We start from the raw sequence: 14985 nt of genomic DNA, 5'->3' as shown, positions 1-14985 counted from the left end.
CTCCTTATCTGCCGACGCCTTCCAGCGCAACGGCCAGATTCTCGCGTTTTCCTGCCGCGATACGGACTTGAACTGGGATAGGCTTCCCAGCGCGCCCAGCATCGCCTAAGAGTTGTGCCGAACTACGAAAGCCTTTCTGAACATGACCGAAACCGCCAAGCCTCCGCTGCTCGTCAAGATTGCCTCGCCGCGCGGCTTCTGCGCCGGGGTGGACCGTGCCATCGAGATTGTGGAGCTGTCGCTGCACAAATATGGCGCTCCGGTCTATGTCCGGCACGAAATCGTCCACAACAAGTTCGTCGTCGATAGCCTCAAGGCCAAGGGCGCGGTATTCGTCGAAGAGCTGGACGAGGTTCCCGATGGCGTGCCCGTCGTGTTTTCCGCGCACGGCGTGCCCAAGGCGGTGCCGCACAAGGCCGCCGAACGCGGGCTCAACTATCTCGACGCCACCTGCCCCCTGGTGTCCAAGGTCCACCGCCAGGCCGAACGGCAGGTCGAGGCAGGACGCCATATCATCTTTGTCGGCCATCGTGGCCATCCCGAGGTCGTCGGCACGTTCGGCCAGGTAGAGCCTGGTCACATGACGCTGGTCGAGACAGTCGAGGATGTCGCAAGACTGTCGTTCGAGGATGAAGGCAAGCTGTCCTTCCTCACCCAGACGACGCTGTCGGTCGATGATACCGCCGAGATCATCAATGCGCTCAAGGCGCGCTTCCCGGCCATTGTCGGCCCCAAGGCAGAGGATATCTGCTATGCCACCAGCAATCGCCAGGCAGCGGTCAAGGTGATGGCCGATGATTGCGATCTGGTGCTGGTGATCGGTGCCCCCAACAGCTCCAATTCGCTGCGCCTGGTCGAGGTGGCGGAGCGCGAGGGGACTCGGGCCAAGCTGATCCAGCGTGCAGTCGAGATCGAACTGCGCTGGTTCGATGGCGTGCAGACACTGGGGCTCACTGCAGGCGCATCCGCTCCCGAAATCCTCGTCCGCGAAGTGGTCGACATGCTGGGCCGCCATTTCGACGTGACGGAAGAACGGGTGAAGACGGTGGATGAACGCATCACCTTCAAGCTGCCCCGGGCCCTGGCCGAAGAGGCCGATGCTGCCTGATGGCCGTCTACACGCATGTCAGCGCCGAAATGATGGCGCGGTTTCTTCGCGACTATGACACCGGCGAACTGATCAGCTTCAAGGGCATTGCCGAGGGCGTCGAGAACAGCAACTTCCTGGTCGAGACGCGCGGCGGCAAGGATGGTCATCGCTTCATCCTGACGCTGTACGAAAAGCGTGTCGATCCCGGTGATCTGCCGTTTTTCATGGCGCTGCTCGACCATCTGGCAGAGCGCGGCTGCCGCGTCCCCCGCGCGATCGCCGATCGCAATGGCGTGCAGATCCGCGAGCTCGCCGGACGGCCTGCCTGCCTCATCGAATTCCTGGAAGGCATATCGCTGACCTCTCCCAGCCCGGCCCAGGCCCGGGCTGCGGGCGAAGCGCTGGCGAGGATGCATCATGCGGTCGCGGATTTTGACGGCGCGCGGCCAAACAGCATGGGGCTGGCCAGCTGGCACGAACTGGCTGGCAGATGCGACGGCCAGTGGCAGCAGATCGATCCGGCTCTCGAGGCGCTGGTAGAAGGCGAACTCGCCTTTCTTGCGGAACACTGGCCGCAGAACCTGCCGCAATCGGTGATCCATGCCGATCTCTTTCCCGACAATGTGCTGATGCTGGGCGACAGTGTCAGCGGTCTGATCGATTTCTATTTCTCGTGCCGCGATGCGCGCGCCTATGATCTTGCCGTGACGCACAGCGCCTGGTGCTTTTCGCCCGATGGTCGCCAGTTCGATTCCGCAGTATCCGACGCGCTCTTGCAAGGATATCACGCCAATCTGAAGCTGACTCCGCAAGAAATCGCCGCGCTTCCCATATTGGCACGTGGATCGGCACTGCGCTTCACATTAAGTCGCGCTTATGACTGGATTAATACGCCGCCCGATGCTTTGGTGACGCGCAAGGATCCGATGGCTTTTGCCCGGCGGCTGATATTTTATGCAGACCCGGCCAAGGCCGGGCTGTTCGGCTGAACCGGACCATCGGTTGGGCTTGGATTGAACGAAGATGAAGACGGTCGAAATCTACACCGATGGCGCGTGCAAGGGCAATCCGGGCCCTGGCGGCTGGGGCGCGATCATCCGCTACGGCAAACACGAAAAGGAACTGTCGGGCGGCGAGCGCGACACGACGAACAACCGCATGGAGATGATGGCCGCGATCCGCGCGCTCGACACGCTGATCGAGCCGTGCCACGTGCTGCTCTATACCGACAGCAGCTATGTGAAGGACGGCATCACCAAATGGGTCGATGGCTGGAAGCGCAACGGCTGGCAGACCGCCTCGAAAAAGCCCGTGCGCAATGCCGATCTGTGGCATGAACTGATCGGCGCGGTGGCCCGTCACACCGTCGAATGGCACTGGGTCAAGGGCCATGCCGGCCATCCGGAGAACGAGCGTGCCGACAGACTTGCAAGCGACGCCGCCGAAGCGATCATGCGCGGCTGAGCTTCGGGGTCAGCGCCCGAATTCGGGCCGACCCATCGCACGGCCATATAGGGCGGCATAGCGTTCCAGCATCCTGCGCTCGTCGAACTCGGCTTCGGCCCTGGCTCGGTTGGCATTGCCGAGCGCGGTGCGCAGCGCAGGGTCATCGGCCAGACGCTTCAGATTGTCGATCAGCCCGGCCTCGCTGCCCGGCTCGCCGAGCAGGATGGCATTATCGGGCGCGACCATGTGCGCGACATCGCCCACCATGGGCGCTGCGACCGGCAATCCCGCCGCCATTGCTTCGATCACTGAAATCGGCTGCTGCTCGCTGTCCGACGACAAGGCGAAGATATCGAACAACCCGACATAGCGCGCCGGGTTCTTGAGAAATCCCGGCATCAGCAGACGATCGGCAATACCCAGCCTTGCCGCCTCCGCTTCGATGGCAGCACGCTCGGGCCCCTCCCCTACAATCACCAGCCGTACGGGCCGGTCGAGCGCCGCGACCGCGCGCACCAGCCGGGGCAGGTTCTTCACTGCGCGCAAGCCCGCCAGCGTGCCGATGACAATCTCGCCATCGCGCCGCTGGAAACCGAGGACCGCGCCTTTCTGCGGGCGCTTGGCATAGGCAGCAACATCGATGCCGTTCGGGATGCGGCGCACCCGGCTTTCGGGCTGCTTCCAGACCTTGAGCGCGATCTGCTCAAGCGTGTGCGAGGGAACGACCAGCGCATCCGTGCGCGCAAGGGCCACCATGCGGAACCAGTTGCGCTTGGCCTTGAGCTTGACCGCCTCGTCCTCGTTGAACCCGTCCTCGTGGTGGATCACCGGCGGCAGCGGCGTGATCGAGTTGAAGATGGTGCGCGCCATCACCCCATCCATCGCACCCCAGTTATAGCTCAGGATCAGGTCGAAATTGGCGAAATAGTCGGCAAACTGCCTGTAGCGCGCCAGATTGGGCTTGCCCGCGAGCGACGGCGCGTTGTTCGGAAAATCGGCACGGATGCCGGGATTGATCGCCGCACGCGCACCCAGCGCATCGGGCACCGCGGTCAGGATCGTGTGCTGCGCTGCCTGGCCGAAATGGTTCATCAGGCGCACCGCCCTCGCCTCCTTGCCGCCAAGGTCGAAGGTACTGTGCAGGTGCAGGATGCGGGCAGGTTTCATCGGGGCGAGGCTATAGCTGCTCAGGCCTGGGTCGCAAGCGCCGCCGTACCAACTCCGCAAGCGCCGCCGTACCAACTCCGCAATCGCCCCCTGTATCGACCTGGGCCAGCATGCGGTCGATCGCCTGTGCCACCTCGGGCTCTTCGAGCGATGGCGCGTGCCCCTTGTTCGCGACCGTGAGCAGCGCGCCATGCGGCAGCATCGCCAGCATCCGCTCAGCCGTGGCCTCGGCAAACACATCGGACAGCGCGCCGCGCACGATCAGCACCTGCGCCGTCGCCAGACCGCCGAGTGCCGGCCACAGATCGACCCCTGCCTCGCCGCCCGGGACGGCAAATGGCTCGGCGATCTTCATGTCATAATCATAGACGATCCGTCCTCCGGGTCCGATCTTCATCGTCTTCTTGGCAAGATCGAGCCATTCGCTCACCCCATGGCCGGGGAAGACGGCGCCCTGCGCTTCGGACAGCGCGCGCGCCGCATGCATCCAGGTGGGAAACGAGCGCCCCTGGCCGACATAGTCGCGAATACGCGCAAGGCCTTCAGGCTCGAGCTGCGGACCGACATCGTTGAGCAGAGCGCCCACCACCCGGCCCGGCCGGGTCGAGGCGAGCAGCATGGTGATGAGACCGCCCAGCGAGGTACCGAAGGCGACGAACCGGTCGATGGCCTGTTCGCGCAGCAGCGCCTCCATGTCCTGGACATAGGTCAGCGGTACATAGCTCATCGGGTCCTTGGCATAGGCGCTGTCGCCACGTCCACGCAGGTCGACGCAGATCACACGCCACTGGCCTGCCAGACGCTCGGCCACCTTCTCGAAATCGCGCGCATTGCGGGTCAGACCCGGAATGCAGATGATCGGCGGGCGATCCGCATGCTCGGGCGCCGCCGGATAATCGCGGAAATGCAGCCTCAAGCCGTCGTTGGACCACCAGAACCCGTCGCTATAGCTCCGATTGTCGCTCGCCATGGTTGCGCAGGCTCCCTTCACGCCCCACTATCGCCCGATGACCGCAGAACCGCAAGCCTATCGCGCCGATCCCGCCATTCTGGACATTGCCGATGCCATCGCGCACCCGGTCAAGGCCGCCGATTTTCCGGAAACGCGGCTGCGCTTTCGCAATGACAGACAGGCAGCCACCGTCGGTCTGGAGACGTTGGATGATGACGCCTGGTGCCGCCATTTCGGTCGGTTCGCGCCATTGCCCGGCAACCTGCCCCAGCCGCTGGCGCTGGCCTATCACGGGCACCAGTTCCGCGTGTACAATCCCCAGATCGGCGACGGCCGCGGCTTTCTCTTCGCGCAGATGCGTGACGACAAGGGGGACTTGCTGGATCTCGGCACCAAGGGATCGGGCCAGACGCCGTTCAGCCGTGACGGCGACGGACGGCTGACACTCAAGGGTGCGGTGCGCGAGATCCTGGCGACCGAAATGCTCGAGGCGCTGGGTGTCCATACCAGCAAGACCTTTTCGGTGATCGAGACCGGCGAGAGCCTGTGGCGCGGTGACGAGCCTTCGCCGACCTGCTCCGCCGTGCTGGTGCGGCTCAGCCATAGCCATATCCGCTTCGGCACCTTCCAGCGCATCGCCTATGAGGATGACGAGGATAAGATGCACCGGGTGGTGCGCTATGCGCTCGATGCGCTCTATGATGGCAGGACCGGCGAGAACGAGCCTGCGCTGCTGCTGAACCTTGCGGTCGAGCGCATGGCCGATCTGGCCGCAAGCTATATGGTCGCAGGCTTCGTGCACGGCGTGCTCAACACCGACAACATGAACATCACCGGCGAAAGCTTCGACTATGGCCCGTGGCGGTTCGCGCCGAAATGGGATCCGGGCTTTACGGCTGCCTATTTCGACCATGGCGGCCTTTATGCCTTTGGGCGGCAGCCCGAGGCGATCCACTGGAACCTGGGTCAGCTTGCCGTCGCGCTGCGGCTGATCAGCGACGCGCCGCCGCTGATTGCTGCGCTCGAGCGTTTCGGCCCGCTCTATCAGGAGGCGCTGGCGCGGCGCTTCTGCTGGCGGTTGGGCGTCGTGCCGCAGGGGCTGGAGCAGGACCGTGTGCTGATCGGCGCGGCCGAGGCGCTGATGCTGCAGGGTGGCGTGGGCATCGACGAGTTCTTCTTCGCGTGGATGGGCGATGCGGCGCCCGAATGCCCCGAAGCGCTGCACGGCAGCGATGGCGAGGCGCTCTGGGCGGCGTTCGGCGAGGTCAAGACGGGCTATGCGGCCGCGCGTGACCGCAAGCACCCCTATTGGCAGGGCAATGCACCGCAATCGATGCTGATCGACGAGGTGGAGAGCATCTGGGCGGCCATCGCCGAGCGCGACGACTGGGGGCCGTTGTTCGCAAAGGTCGAGGCGGTGCGGGCGATGGGTGAAGCTTTGGCGGGCTGATAAGGGGGTTCTTCAATTTTCATCCTGAACTTGTTTCAGGATCCATCGCGCCGCAAAAACCGAAGCTGCGTGACGAAAGATGGACCCTGAAACGAGTTCAGGGTGACGGGATGAGTCTACCGCCGCGCGTTTATCCCAGCCACACCGTCGCCGTGTGGATCGTCAAGCCCACCAGCCCACCCACCAGCGTCCCGTTGATGCGGATGAACTGCAGGTCCTTGCCCACGGCATTCTCGACGCGATCGGTAATGGTCTGCGCATCCCAGCGGCGCACCGTTTCCGACACCAGCCGCACGATCTGGTCGCCATAGCGGTTGGCGATGCCGACCAGCGTGCGCCGCGCAAAGCGGTTGATCTGCATCTGCATGCGCGGGTCGTTCATCAGCGATTCGCCGATCTGCCTCAACCCATCTCCGAACTGGCCCGAAAGGGCATTATCGGGATCGCGCGCTGCGCGCAGCAGGGCGGCGCGGCTGCGCTCCCAAAGACCATCGAGCCAGCGCGCCATCGCGGGGTTGGCAAGCATCTCCGACTTGATGCCGCGCACCTTGTCCTGCATTTCTGGATCGTTGAGCAGTCGATAGGCCAGTGTTTCCAGCCCTTCCTCCACCTTGTGGCGCAGCGGATGGTCGACATCCTCGGCCATATCGAACAGCAGATTGTGCAGGCCGTCGATAATTCCGGTGGCAAGCCGCTCGTCGAGGCCCGTCCATCGCATGATCGAATTGGCGCGTGAGCGCACCATTTCCTTGAGCAGTTCCTCATTGGCGAACAGCGTGCGCTGGGTCCATTTGATGATCCCGTCCATCAGCGGCAGATGGCGGTTGTCGGCGATCGCCGCGCTCAGGATCTGCCCAAGCAGCGGCGCAACATCGAGCTTTTCCAGCTGGACCTTCAGCGCCTCCTTGGCGTTGCCCCCCAGCCGGTCCTGATCGAGCGATTCGAGCACATCGGCGACCATGTTCGATGCGCCGAGCCGCAATCGGCCCTCGCCGCCGGTCGGCTGGACGAGAAACCGCCCCGCTGCCGCTGCGACATTCATGGTGCGCATCCGGCGCGCCACGACCAGCGGGGTGAGGAAGTTGCTGCGCAGGAACTGCGCCATGGTGTCGCCGATGCGGTCCTTGTTGCGCGGGATGATCGCCGTGTGCGGGATCGGCACGCCCAGCGGATGGCGGAACAGCGCGGTTACCGCAAACCAGTCGGCCAGCCCGCCCACCATCGCCGCCTCGGCAAAGGCGCGGACATAGCCCCAGCGGTCATCGACATGCGCCTCGGCCCAGTGCGTCGCCAGGAATATTCCGGCCATGACCACGAGCATGCCGGTCGCGATGGCGCGCATGCGCCAGGCCGGATCAGCCTGTCTGGACGGGTTGGCAGCAGACATCGTACGGTGTGGACCGGTCACTCGGCCGGCTGAACCTCTGGCGAATCATGCCGGTCATCGCCGGGCTTGTAGGTGAGGAAGCGATTGCGCAGCCACGGGCCCACCCGCTTTTCGACGCCATCGGCCAGGCTGAAGCCGGCCGGAACAATCACCAGCGTCAGCAATGTCGAGACAATCAGGCCGCCGATCACCACCGTGCCCATCGGCGCGCGCCATGCACCATCGCCCGAAAGCGACAGGGCAGTCGGCACCATGCCTGCGGTCATGGCGACCGTCGTCATCACGATCGGCTGCGCGCGCTTGTGGCCCGCATCCATGATCGCCTCATGCTTGGGCACGCCGCGATGCATTTCCTCGATGGCAAAGTCGATGAGCAGGATCGAGTTCTTCGACACGATGCCCAGCAGCATCAGCACCCCGATCAGCACAGGCATCGAGACTGGCTGGCCAACGACCCAGACGAGGAAGATGCCGCCCAGCGGGGCCAGGGCCAGCGAGCCCATGTTCACCAGCGGCGACATCAACCGCTTGTAGAGCAGCACGAGGACCGCGAACACCAGCAGGATGCCTGAGACCAGCGCAATGACGAAGTTGATCGCCAGTTCCGCCTGCCACTCCTGCTCGCCAAACGGCTTGTTGCTGACGCCGGTGGGCAGGTTCTTCATGATCGGCAGGTTGTTGATTGCAGTCATGGCCTCGCCGGTCACGACGCCCGGCGCCAGGTCCGCGCCCACGAAAACGCGACGCTCCTGATTGTACCGCTGGATGGTCGTGGGCCCGGAACCGAAGGAGATATCGGCCACGCGGCTGAGCGGCACCGATCCGCCAGCTGCCGTCTGCACCGGCAGGTTCTGGATCGTCTTGAAATCGTACCGCGATTCCTTGGGCAGCACGACACGGATCTGGATCTGGCGATCCGAGAGCGAGAACTTCGCCGCATTCTGTTCGATTTCGCCAAGCGTCGCGATGCGAATGGCCTGGCTCAGCGAGGTGGTGGTGATCCCCAGTTGCGCCGCCAGATCAGCGCGTGGCTTCACGATGATCTCGGGTCGGCGCATGTCGGCATTGACACGCGGACCCGTGATCAGCTTCAGGCCTTTCATCTGTTCGACCAGTGTGCCGGCTGCGGCATCCAGCTTGTCGGGATCGGACCCGGTCAGCATGATCGAGATATCGCGGTTGGTGCCGCCTCCGCCCGATTGCGACGCGAAGGTTACGCGCGCATCGGGAATGGCCTGCAAGGTCTCGGCAAGATCGCGCTCGAACTCGATCGAGGTCTTCTTGCGATCCTCCTTGAGCGTCACGAAGATCGTGCCATTGCCTTCGCGGATGCGGATCAGGGCACGCTCGACTTCGGGTTGCTGATACATGATCGCCGCCACCTTGTCGGCCACCACTTTGGTCTGTTCCAGGGTCGTGCCCGGGACCATCTCGATCTGGATGCGGCTGTTGTCCTCGTTGATCGTCGGCTGGAACTGCGCCGGGGTGATCGCGAACAGCACCACGGTAAGCGCGAAGGCGAGCAGGCCGATTCCCATCATCCAGACGCGATGGTCGAGGAACATGGCCGCGATCTTGCGGCGGCGGCTCGGATTGGTGCCACGAAAGGCGCGCGCCCGGCTCTGGTCCATCGACCAGCCAAGAACCTTCATGTACCCGTCCATCAGACGGCCTTCGCCATGCGAGGCATGGCCCTTGGCTTCAAGGAAATAGGCCGCGACCATCGGCGTGATCATGCGCGCGACGGCAAGGCTCATCAGCACCGAAACGACGACCGTGAAGCCGAAATTCTTGAAGAACTGGCCCGAAATGCCGGGCATCAGCCCGACCGGCAGGAACACGGCGACGATGCAGAAAGAGGTCGCAACCACGGCCAGGCCGATCTCGTCGGCTGCATCGATCGACGCCTGATAGGCAGACTTGCCCATGCGCATGTGCCGGACGATATTCTCGATCTCCACGATCGCGTCATCGACCAGCACGCCGGCCACCAGACCCAGCGCGAGCAGCGAGAGGAAGTTGAGGTTGAAGCCCAGCAGGTCCATGAACCAGAAGGTCGGGATCGCCGACAGCGGGATGGCAATGGCAGAGATGATCGTCGCGCGCCAATCGCGCAGGAAGAAGAACACCACGACGACCGCAAGGACGGCGCCCTCGATCATCGATGCGATCGAGCTTTCATACTGGCTTTCGGTATATTTGACGCTCGTTCCCAGCGGAATGAACTCGATGCCCGGATTTTCCTTCTTGAGCTCGTCCATCGCCGTAAGCGCGTCGTAATAGACCGACACGTCCGATGCGCCCTTGGAGCGGGTCATGGCGAAATTCACCACTTCCTTGTCGCGCACCTTCGAGATCGAGGTCGGTTCGCCGTAACCATCGGTCACCGTTGCGACATCGGTCAGCTTGATGGTCCGCCCACCGCCGAGCGGCACCTGGACTTGCGAGAGATCGAACGCGTTGTCGGCATTGCCCAGCACGCGCAGCGACTGCTTGGTGCCGCCGATATCGGCGCGCCCCCCTGCCGCATCGATGTTGATCTGGCGCAGAGCGTTGTTGACCTGAGCGGCCGTGACGCCCAGCGACTGCATCTTCTGCGGATCCAGAACCACGCGGATTTCGCGGCTGACGCCGCCGAACCGATCCACTTCAGCCATGCCGTCGATCGCAAGCAACCGCTTGGTCACCGTGTCATCGACGAACCAGCTCAGCTGTTCGATCGTCATGTCGTCGGCTTCCACGGCATAATAGGCGATAGGCTCGCCCGTTGCGTCGACCTTGGTCACCGAGGGTTCCAGAATGCCTTCGGGCAGGCTGCCGCGAATCTGGTCGACCGAATTCTTGACCTCGTTGACCGCCTCGATCGTATCCGTGCCGATCTCGAACTCGACAAACGTGCTCGAGCTGCCTTCGCTGGCGGTCGAACTGATATTCTTGACGCCGTTGATGCTGCGCACCGCCGCTTCGATGCGCTGGGTGATCTGGTTCTCGATTTCGGTCGGCGCCGCGCCGGGCTGCGAGATCACGACCTGCACGGCCGGAAAATCGATGTCCGGGTTGTTCACCACGTCCATGCGCATGAAGCTCAGGATACCGGCAAACAGCAGGCCAGTGAAAAACACGAGCGGGATGATCGGATTGCGGATCGACCAGGCCGATATGTTCCTGAAGTTCATCGCTTTGTCCTCGTCCCGCCAGACCCAATGCCCGGTCCAGCTACGTTTTCACATTACGGCCAGATGCATGGCCCGTGCAACCCGTAGGCGCCTGCAACGTCCGGTTGCAGGCCATTGTCTCGACCAACGCACGCGGGTGTTCGACGACCGTCGGCGCAAGCAGGAGCGCCACCGGTGTTGCGCGATCAGCTGCGCTTGCCGCCCTGCATCTGCGGCCGCACGGTCTCGCCCGGATTGAGGAAGCCGCCCGCATAGAGCACGACCCGCTCCTTGCCGGTGATGCCGCTGGCAATGGCGATGCCGCGCGAGGTCACCGTACCCGTGGTCACATCGCGCCGCTCGACCTTGTTGTCCTTGCCCACGATATAGACATAGCTGCCCTTGTCGTCGCTGAGCACGGCAGATTCAGGCAGCACCGGTGCCTGGCTCGATCCGCTGATCACCGCTGCGCTGGCAAAACCGCCGGGGCGCAGTGCCTTGTCATAACCCAGGGCAATGCGGGCAATTCCCTGACGGGAGGTTTCGTTGATGATCGGCGCGACCTGCCAGACACGGCCGTTGAACGTCCTGTCCGACCCCACCGGGCGCACATCGGCGCGCACACCGACGCTGAGCGCTGCCAGATCCGCCTCTCCCATTTGCGCGCGCAGTTCCATCTCGCCGCCGGCGGCCATGCGGAACAGCACGCCGCTTCCGGCGCCAACCACCTGACCGGGCTCGACATTGCGCTCGAGCACGAGACCAGATTCGGGGGCACGGATGCTCAGCCGACCGTTACGGGCCTGCGCTTCGCGCAGCTGGGCGCGCGCAACTTCCACCCGCGCCACCGCCGCGTCGCGGGTTGCACGCCGCCGATCGACATCAGCCTTGGAAATGAAGCCGCGACCGACAAGCTGCAGCGCGCGATCGAGTTCGTTCTGCGCCAGAACAGCGTCGGCCTGGCTCACCTCGATCTGCGCGGCGAGCGAACGCGCCTGCTGGGCCTGGACATCCTGATCAATCACGGCCAGCACTTCGCCGGTGCGCACCCAGTCGCCCGGCTGCACCAGAACGCGAACGACCTGACCACCCTCGCCCGCGATGCCGATCGGCATTTCCCGGCGGGCGGCCAATGTGCCGGTTGCATTGATCACGCGCTCGACAGCACCGGACCCCGGCACGATCACGGTCACGGCTGGCGCCTGCGAATCGGTCGTCCCCGCGCCGGCCTGAGCGCCTTCGCCAGCCGCCGTCTCAGGCTTTCCGCCGAAGAAGTACACGCCTGCTGCAATCAGCACCGCCAGCGCGACAATGGCTGCAATGATGGTGTTGCGGCGACGCGAGCGGGTTTCGACCTCGCCCTCCGAACCGTACAGATCTTCGCTGCGTGCGGTGATCGTATCCCCGCCAAAGCTGCTCTCGTAATTCATCGCCCGATCCGTCCAAATCTGATAATCCTGTCGCCGGATGAACCTTGGCCCGATGAGGATTGAAGGCCGGGCACGCCATCAGCGATGGAAGCTGCCCCCCGTGGACGCGACTGCGTCGGGGAGACGTCATGGAGCTGTGTTATCCAATTAAGTCACCGCGCGCAAGCCATAATGCTGCGCTGCAGGCGGTGCCCTTAGAACGTGTCAGGCCTGATGGCAATTGTTCCAGGTTATGGCAGGCGCAAAAAAGGCGCCGGACGCGGGGTCCGGCGCCTTCTGGCGGATTGTGTCTCGTGCGCGCCCCGCAAGCGATGGCGCGATCAGCGGGCGCGTCCGCGCTGAACCAGATTGACAATGGCGAGCAGCACGACCGCGCCGAGGAACGATGTCAGCAGCGTCAGCGGATCGAACGCGTCCGCACGCAGGCTTCCGCCGCCGATCAGGCCGCCGAACAGAAACCGACCGAGCACCGAACCGATACAGCCGACCACGACATTCCAGAAAATGCCCATCTGCGCGTCGCGATTCATCACCTTGCTGGCCAGCCAGCCCATGATGCCGCCCATGATCAGCGCCAGAATCAAACCCATATGTTCCTCCTGTTTTGTCTCGATGCCGATCCCGCGCGTTTCGGGGCAGGTCATCCTGGCTGAGGTACGGCGGAGCGATGAAACGGTTCCCCGGCGCGACGGGCCAAGCCCGCGCGACCCGGCACATTGTCCGCTGCCACGCAGCTATGGGGCTATGCCTGTCCGAAAGGAGCGGCTAGCGGAAAGACATGACAGAACGCCCGCACTGCTCCGCCATCACCGCATCCGGAAGATGCGGCGGATGATCCCGCGCGAATTGATCGCCACGGCCCACGTACCTGGCGGCGATGCGCCATTGCGTCTCATCCGGCGGGGCAGCGAATATTCCATCATGCTGGGCGCGAACGAGCTGATGAACAGTAGGCTCAGCGGATCGGAAGAGGCCATGAGCACGCTTGCCCGGGCACAGATCGGCAACGTGGTCGCCCCGCGCATCCTGATCGGCGGACTGGGCATGGGGTTCACCTTGCGTGCGGCGCTCGCCGCCTTCGGTTCGGATGCCGCGATAGAAGTTGCCGAACTCGTGCCGGAGATTGTCGACTGGGCCCGCGGACCGATGGCGCATCTCCATGAAGGCACTCTGGACGACCCTCGCGTGCAGATGCATGTCGGCGATGTCGGCGCGATCATCCGCGCAGGGGCCGGTCATTACGATGCCATCCTGCTGGACGTCGATAACGGGCCGGATGGCCTGTCGCGCGAAGGCAATGACGCGCTCTACACCGCCACGGGATTGCAACAGGCCTGGGCCGCCCTGAAACCGGGCGGCGTACTGGCGGTCTGGTCGAGCGGCCCCGATGCAGCTTTTACCCGGCGTCTGCAGAAGACCGGTTTTTCGGTGGCCGAGGAGATCGTCCGGGCACGGCGGACGGGCGGTGGCGCGCGGCACACCATATGGCTCGCCAGGCGGCCCTGAACCTCCACTGCACGCTAGAGGTCAGGAGGCTCCGGCCGGTCCGGACGCTCGCCGGGCAAAGGCTCCAGGCCATAGCGTCTGACCAGTTCCCAGACATGACCGGGAATCATCGACTTCATCCTGGCGGGCGCTGACCGGCGCAGGTGCAGCACGGTCTCGATCGCCTTCATCTCGACCCTCGCTCTTGCGAACTCCGCGCCGCGCGGGCCGATTCGCGGCATCAGCCAGCCGAACAGGCCGCGCAATGCCTTGGGCATCCGGCGCAGCGGCAGACCGCCCGCGGCCCGTTCCGTATTGACCAGAAAGCCCTTGACCGGACCTGCACGATTGCCGGCAGAGATAACCGGCTGCGAGCGCAGTTCGTCGCCCAGCAACGCGACAAGTTCCTCACCGCGCTCGTTGCGGACGACGAGCCACTGCTTGCCGCCGCCGGCCATGTAGCCGATGGTGATGTCAGCCAGCACATTGGTGTAATCGACACAGGTCCGGCAGGTGAGCGGAAAGAAATCGGGCGGCAGGTCCGAGATGGGAAGCTGCAGGAACGGGACTTCACGCACCGTTCCGTCATCGAAGCGCAGCTCCACATGATAATCCGAGCGGAATTCCAGATAGCAGATGCTGTCCGGCTTGTCGGACAGCAAGCTGAGGAAAAGATGGAAATTCTCGGTCGTGGTATTGTCGGCGCAGGGCGTTCCGATGACATAGATGCGCTCGAAGCCCAGCTCTGCCTCCAGCGCGCGCAACGCATAGACCTGGCAGGGAATGCCGATCAGCGCGATCCGCCTGTGTCCCGCTGCCCGCGCCGGCTCCAGCAACGCCAGCAGCGGCGCATAACCCATCCGCATGCCGCGCACGCTGGCCATGTCTGCGGCCCGCGTGATCAGCACCGGCGTCGGACGCCAGCGGTCTTCGGGATGGGGGCCGATGGCGAGCACCGCATCCACGGCGCCGGTTTCCAGCAGACGCTCGCCGATGCGGGTGACAATTCCGGTCCATTGCGCGCCCAGCGACGGCGTTACCAGTTCGGCCGCGACCATCCGCCTGAACGGCCCGAAGAACAGCTCATCGGGCTTTTCGGCATCGCGCTCGCGACCATGGACCTTGCGTTCCAGCCGCGGATAATCCGGCTTGATGAACTGGCAGGCGCGGCCGCAGGCCTTGGGATCGCTGCTGCGCGAGATGCCGCAATCGGTGCACATGGATCGCGGGGCGGCAGGAGCAAATTCCTGCAGCGCAATCCGTCCAGCGACCTTCTCCCCATCTGTCATCCCTTGCCTTCTATCGCATAAGGACGGCTGCGGGCAACAAATCCCGCAATTGTAAAGCTTTCAGGGACCGGGCCGGGGCAACTTCCCACCGAGTCAAATTGGCGCTAAGCTTCGCGTCCTATGCGAAAGGCAGA

The 14985-nt window shown here is 64.1% G+C and carries 12 protein-coding genes; 5 read left to right on the top strand and 7 right to left on the bottom strand.

Annotation, left to right across the window (positions count from 1 at the left end; translation table 11 throughout):
• Positions 1-142 precede the first annotated feature (142 nt).
• Genes ispH through rnhA form a run of 3 tightly spaced genes read left to right on the top strand, consistent with a single transcriptional unit; the run spans position 143 to position 2554 of the window.
• The gene (gene ispH, locus C7451_RS00150; RefSeq protein WP_110296967.1) at positions 143-1108 is read left to right on the top strand and encodes a 4-hydroxy-3-methylbut-2-enyl diphosphate reductase; all 966 of its coding nucleotides are present in this window, start codon (positions 143-145) and stop codon (positions 1106-1108) included.
• Positions 1108-2079, top strand: coding sequence for a homoserine kinase (thrB, locus tag C7451_RS00145; RefSeq protein WP_110296966.1), 972 nt, complete (start codon positions 1108-1110; stop codon positions 2077-2079). The genes ispH and thrB overlap by 1 nt, the downstream gene beginning before the upstream one ends.
• A 34-nt stretch (positions 2080-2113) precedes the next feature.
• Positions 2114-2554, top strand: a complete 441-nt coding sequence (gene rnhA, locus C7451_RS00140; protein ID WP_110296965.1) for a ribonuclease HI — start codon at positions 2114-2116, stop codon at positions 2552-2554.
• A gap of 9 nt (positions 2555-2563) precedes the next feature.
• Here rnhA and C7451_RS00135 read toward each other — a convergent pair whose 3' ends face one another.
• Together C7451_RS00135 and C7451_RS00130 are read right to left on the bottom strand one after the other, a co-directional pair.
• Positions 2564-3703, bottom strand: a complete 1140-nt coding sequence (locus C7451_RS00135) for a glycosyltransferase family 4 protein (RefSeq protein ID WP_110296964.1) — start codon at positions 3701-3703, stop codon at positions 2564-2566.
• A gap of 10 nt (positions 3704-3713) precedes the next feature.
• Entirely contained in the window at positions 3714-4673 is a 960-nt protein-coding gene (locus C7451_RS00130; protein ID WP_110297387.1) for an alpha/beta fold hydrolase, read from the bottom strand.
• Between the two features lie 37 nt (positions 4674-4710).
• Here C7451_RS00130 and C7451_RS00125 point away from each other — a divergent pair, with 37 nt between their 5' ends.
• Positions 4711-6105 (top strand): protein adenylyltransferase SelO family protein, encoded by a 1395-nt coding sequence (locus C7451_RS00125; RefSeq protein ID WP_110296963.1) that lies wholly within the window; start codon positions 4711-4713, stop codon positions 6103-6105.
• Positions 6106-6235: 130 nt separating this feature from the next.
• Here C7451_RS00125 and C7451_RS00120 read toward each other — a convergent pair whose 3' ends face one another.
• The 4 genes from C7451_RS00120 to C7451_RS00105 form a co-directional block, all read right to left on the bottom strand.
• Positions 6236-7492 (bottom strand): DUF445 domain-containing protein, encoded by a 1257-nt coding sequence (locus tag C7451_RS00120; RefSeq protein ID WP_244181450.1) that lies wholly within the window; start codon positions 7490-7492, stop codon positions 6236-6238.
• Between the two features lie 17 nt (positions 7493-7509).
• Entirely contained in the window at positions 7510-10668 is a 3159-nt protein-coding gene (locus tag C7451_RS00115) for an efflux RND transporter permease subunit (RefSeq protein WP_110296961.1), read from the bottom strand.
• A 185-nt stretch (positions 10669-10853) separates the two neighbouring features.
• Positions 10854-12077, bottom strand: a complete 1224-nt coding sequence (locus tag C7451_RS00110; protein WP_110296960.1) for an efflux RND transporter periplasmic adaptor subunit — start codon at positions 12075-12077, stop codon at positions 10854-10856.
• A 320-nt stretch (positions 12078-12397) separates the two neighbouring features.
• Complete coding sequence (locus tag C7451_RS00105; RefSeq protein ID WP_060978063.1) at positions 12398-12667, bottom strand: GlsB/YeaQ/YmgE family stress response membrane protein; 270 nt, start codon at positions 12665-12667, stop codon at positions 12398-12400.
• A 241-nt stretch (positions 12668-12908) separates the two neighbouring features.
• On the opposite strand from C7451_RS00105, the gene C7451_RS00100 reads away from it, so the two are divergent.
• A complete protein-coding gene (locus C7451_RS00100) occupies positions 12909-13583 on the top strand; it encodes a spermidine synthase (protein ID WP_110296959.1) in 675 nt (224 codons plus the stop codon).
• A 14-nt stretch (positions 13584-13597) separates the two neighbouring features.
• On the opposite strand, the gene C7451_RS00095 is transcribed toward C7451_RS00100, so the two are convergent.
• The gene (locus C7451_RS00095; protein ID WP_110296958.1) at positions 13598-14851 is read right to left on the bottom strand and encodes a Coenzyme F420 hydrogenase/dehydrogenase, beta subunit C-terminal domain; all 1254 of its coding nucleotides are present in this window, start codon (positions 14849-14851) and stop codon (positions 13598-13600) included.
• Between the last annotated feature and the right edge of the window lie 134 nt (positions 14852-14985).

Origin of the sequence: Blastomonas natatoria (assembly GCF_003201955.1) — a bacterium.
In the GTDB taxonomy this organism is placed as follows: Bacteria; Pseudomonadota; Alphaproteobacteria; order Sphingomonadales; family Sphingomonadaceae; genus Blastomonas; species Blastomonas natatoria.
This window is presented reverse-complemented; position numbering and strand designations above follow the sequence as displayed.

Bases quoted from the DNA above. Each gene is read 5' to 3' on its own strand.
- C7451_RS00120 (WP_244181450.1), bottom strand. From the start codon at position 7,492: ATGTCTGCTGCCAACCCGTCCAGACAGGCTGATCCGGCCTGGCGCATG.
- C7451_RS00135 (WP_110296964.1), bottom strand. From the start codon at position 3,703: ATGAAACCTGCCCGCATCCTGCACCTGCACAGTACCTTCGACCTTGGC.
- C7451_RS00125 (WP_110296963.1), top strand. From the start codon at position 4,711: ATGACCGCAGAACCGCAAGCCTATCGCGCCGATCCCGCCATTCTGGAC.
- C7451_RS00110 (WP_110296960.1), bottom strand. From the start codon at position 12,077: ATGAATTACGAGAGCAGCTTTGGCGGGGATACGATCACCGCACGCAGC.
- rnhA (WP_110296965.1), top strand. From the start codon at position 2,114: ATGAAGACGGTCGAAATCTACACCGATGGCGCGTGCAAGGGCAATCCG.
- thrB (WP_110296966.1), top strand. From the start codon at position 1,108: ATGGCCGTCTACACGCATGTCAGCGCCGAAATGATGGCGCGGTTTCTT.
- ispH (WP_110296967.1), top strand. From the start codon at position 143: ATGACCGAAACCGCCAAGCCTCCGCTGCTCGTCAAGATTGCCTCGCCG.
- C7451_RS00130 (WP_110297387.1), bottom strand. From the start codon at position 4,673: ATGGCGAGCGACAATCGGAGCTATAGCGACGGGTTCTGGTGGTCCAAC.
- C7451_RS00115 (WP_110296961.1), bottom strand. From the start codon at position 10,668: ATGAACTTCAGGAACATATCGGCCTGGTCGATCCGCAATCCGATCATC.
- C7451_RS00095 (WP_110296958.1), bottom strand. From the start codon at position 14,851: ATGACAGATGGGGAGAAGGTCGCTGGACGGATTGCGCTGCAGGAATTT.
- C7451_RS00100 (WP_110296959.1), top strand. From the start codon at position 12,909: ATGATCCCGCGCGAATTGATCGCCACGGCCCACGTACCTGGCGGCGAT.
- C7451_RS00105 (WP_060978063.1), bottom strand. From the start codon at position 12,667: ATGGGTTTGATTCTGGCGCTGATCATGGGCGGCATCATGGGCTGGCTG.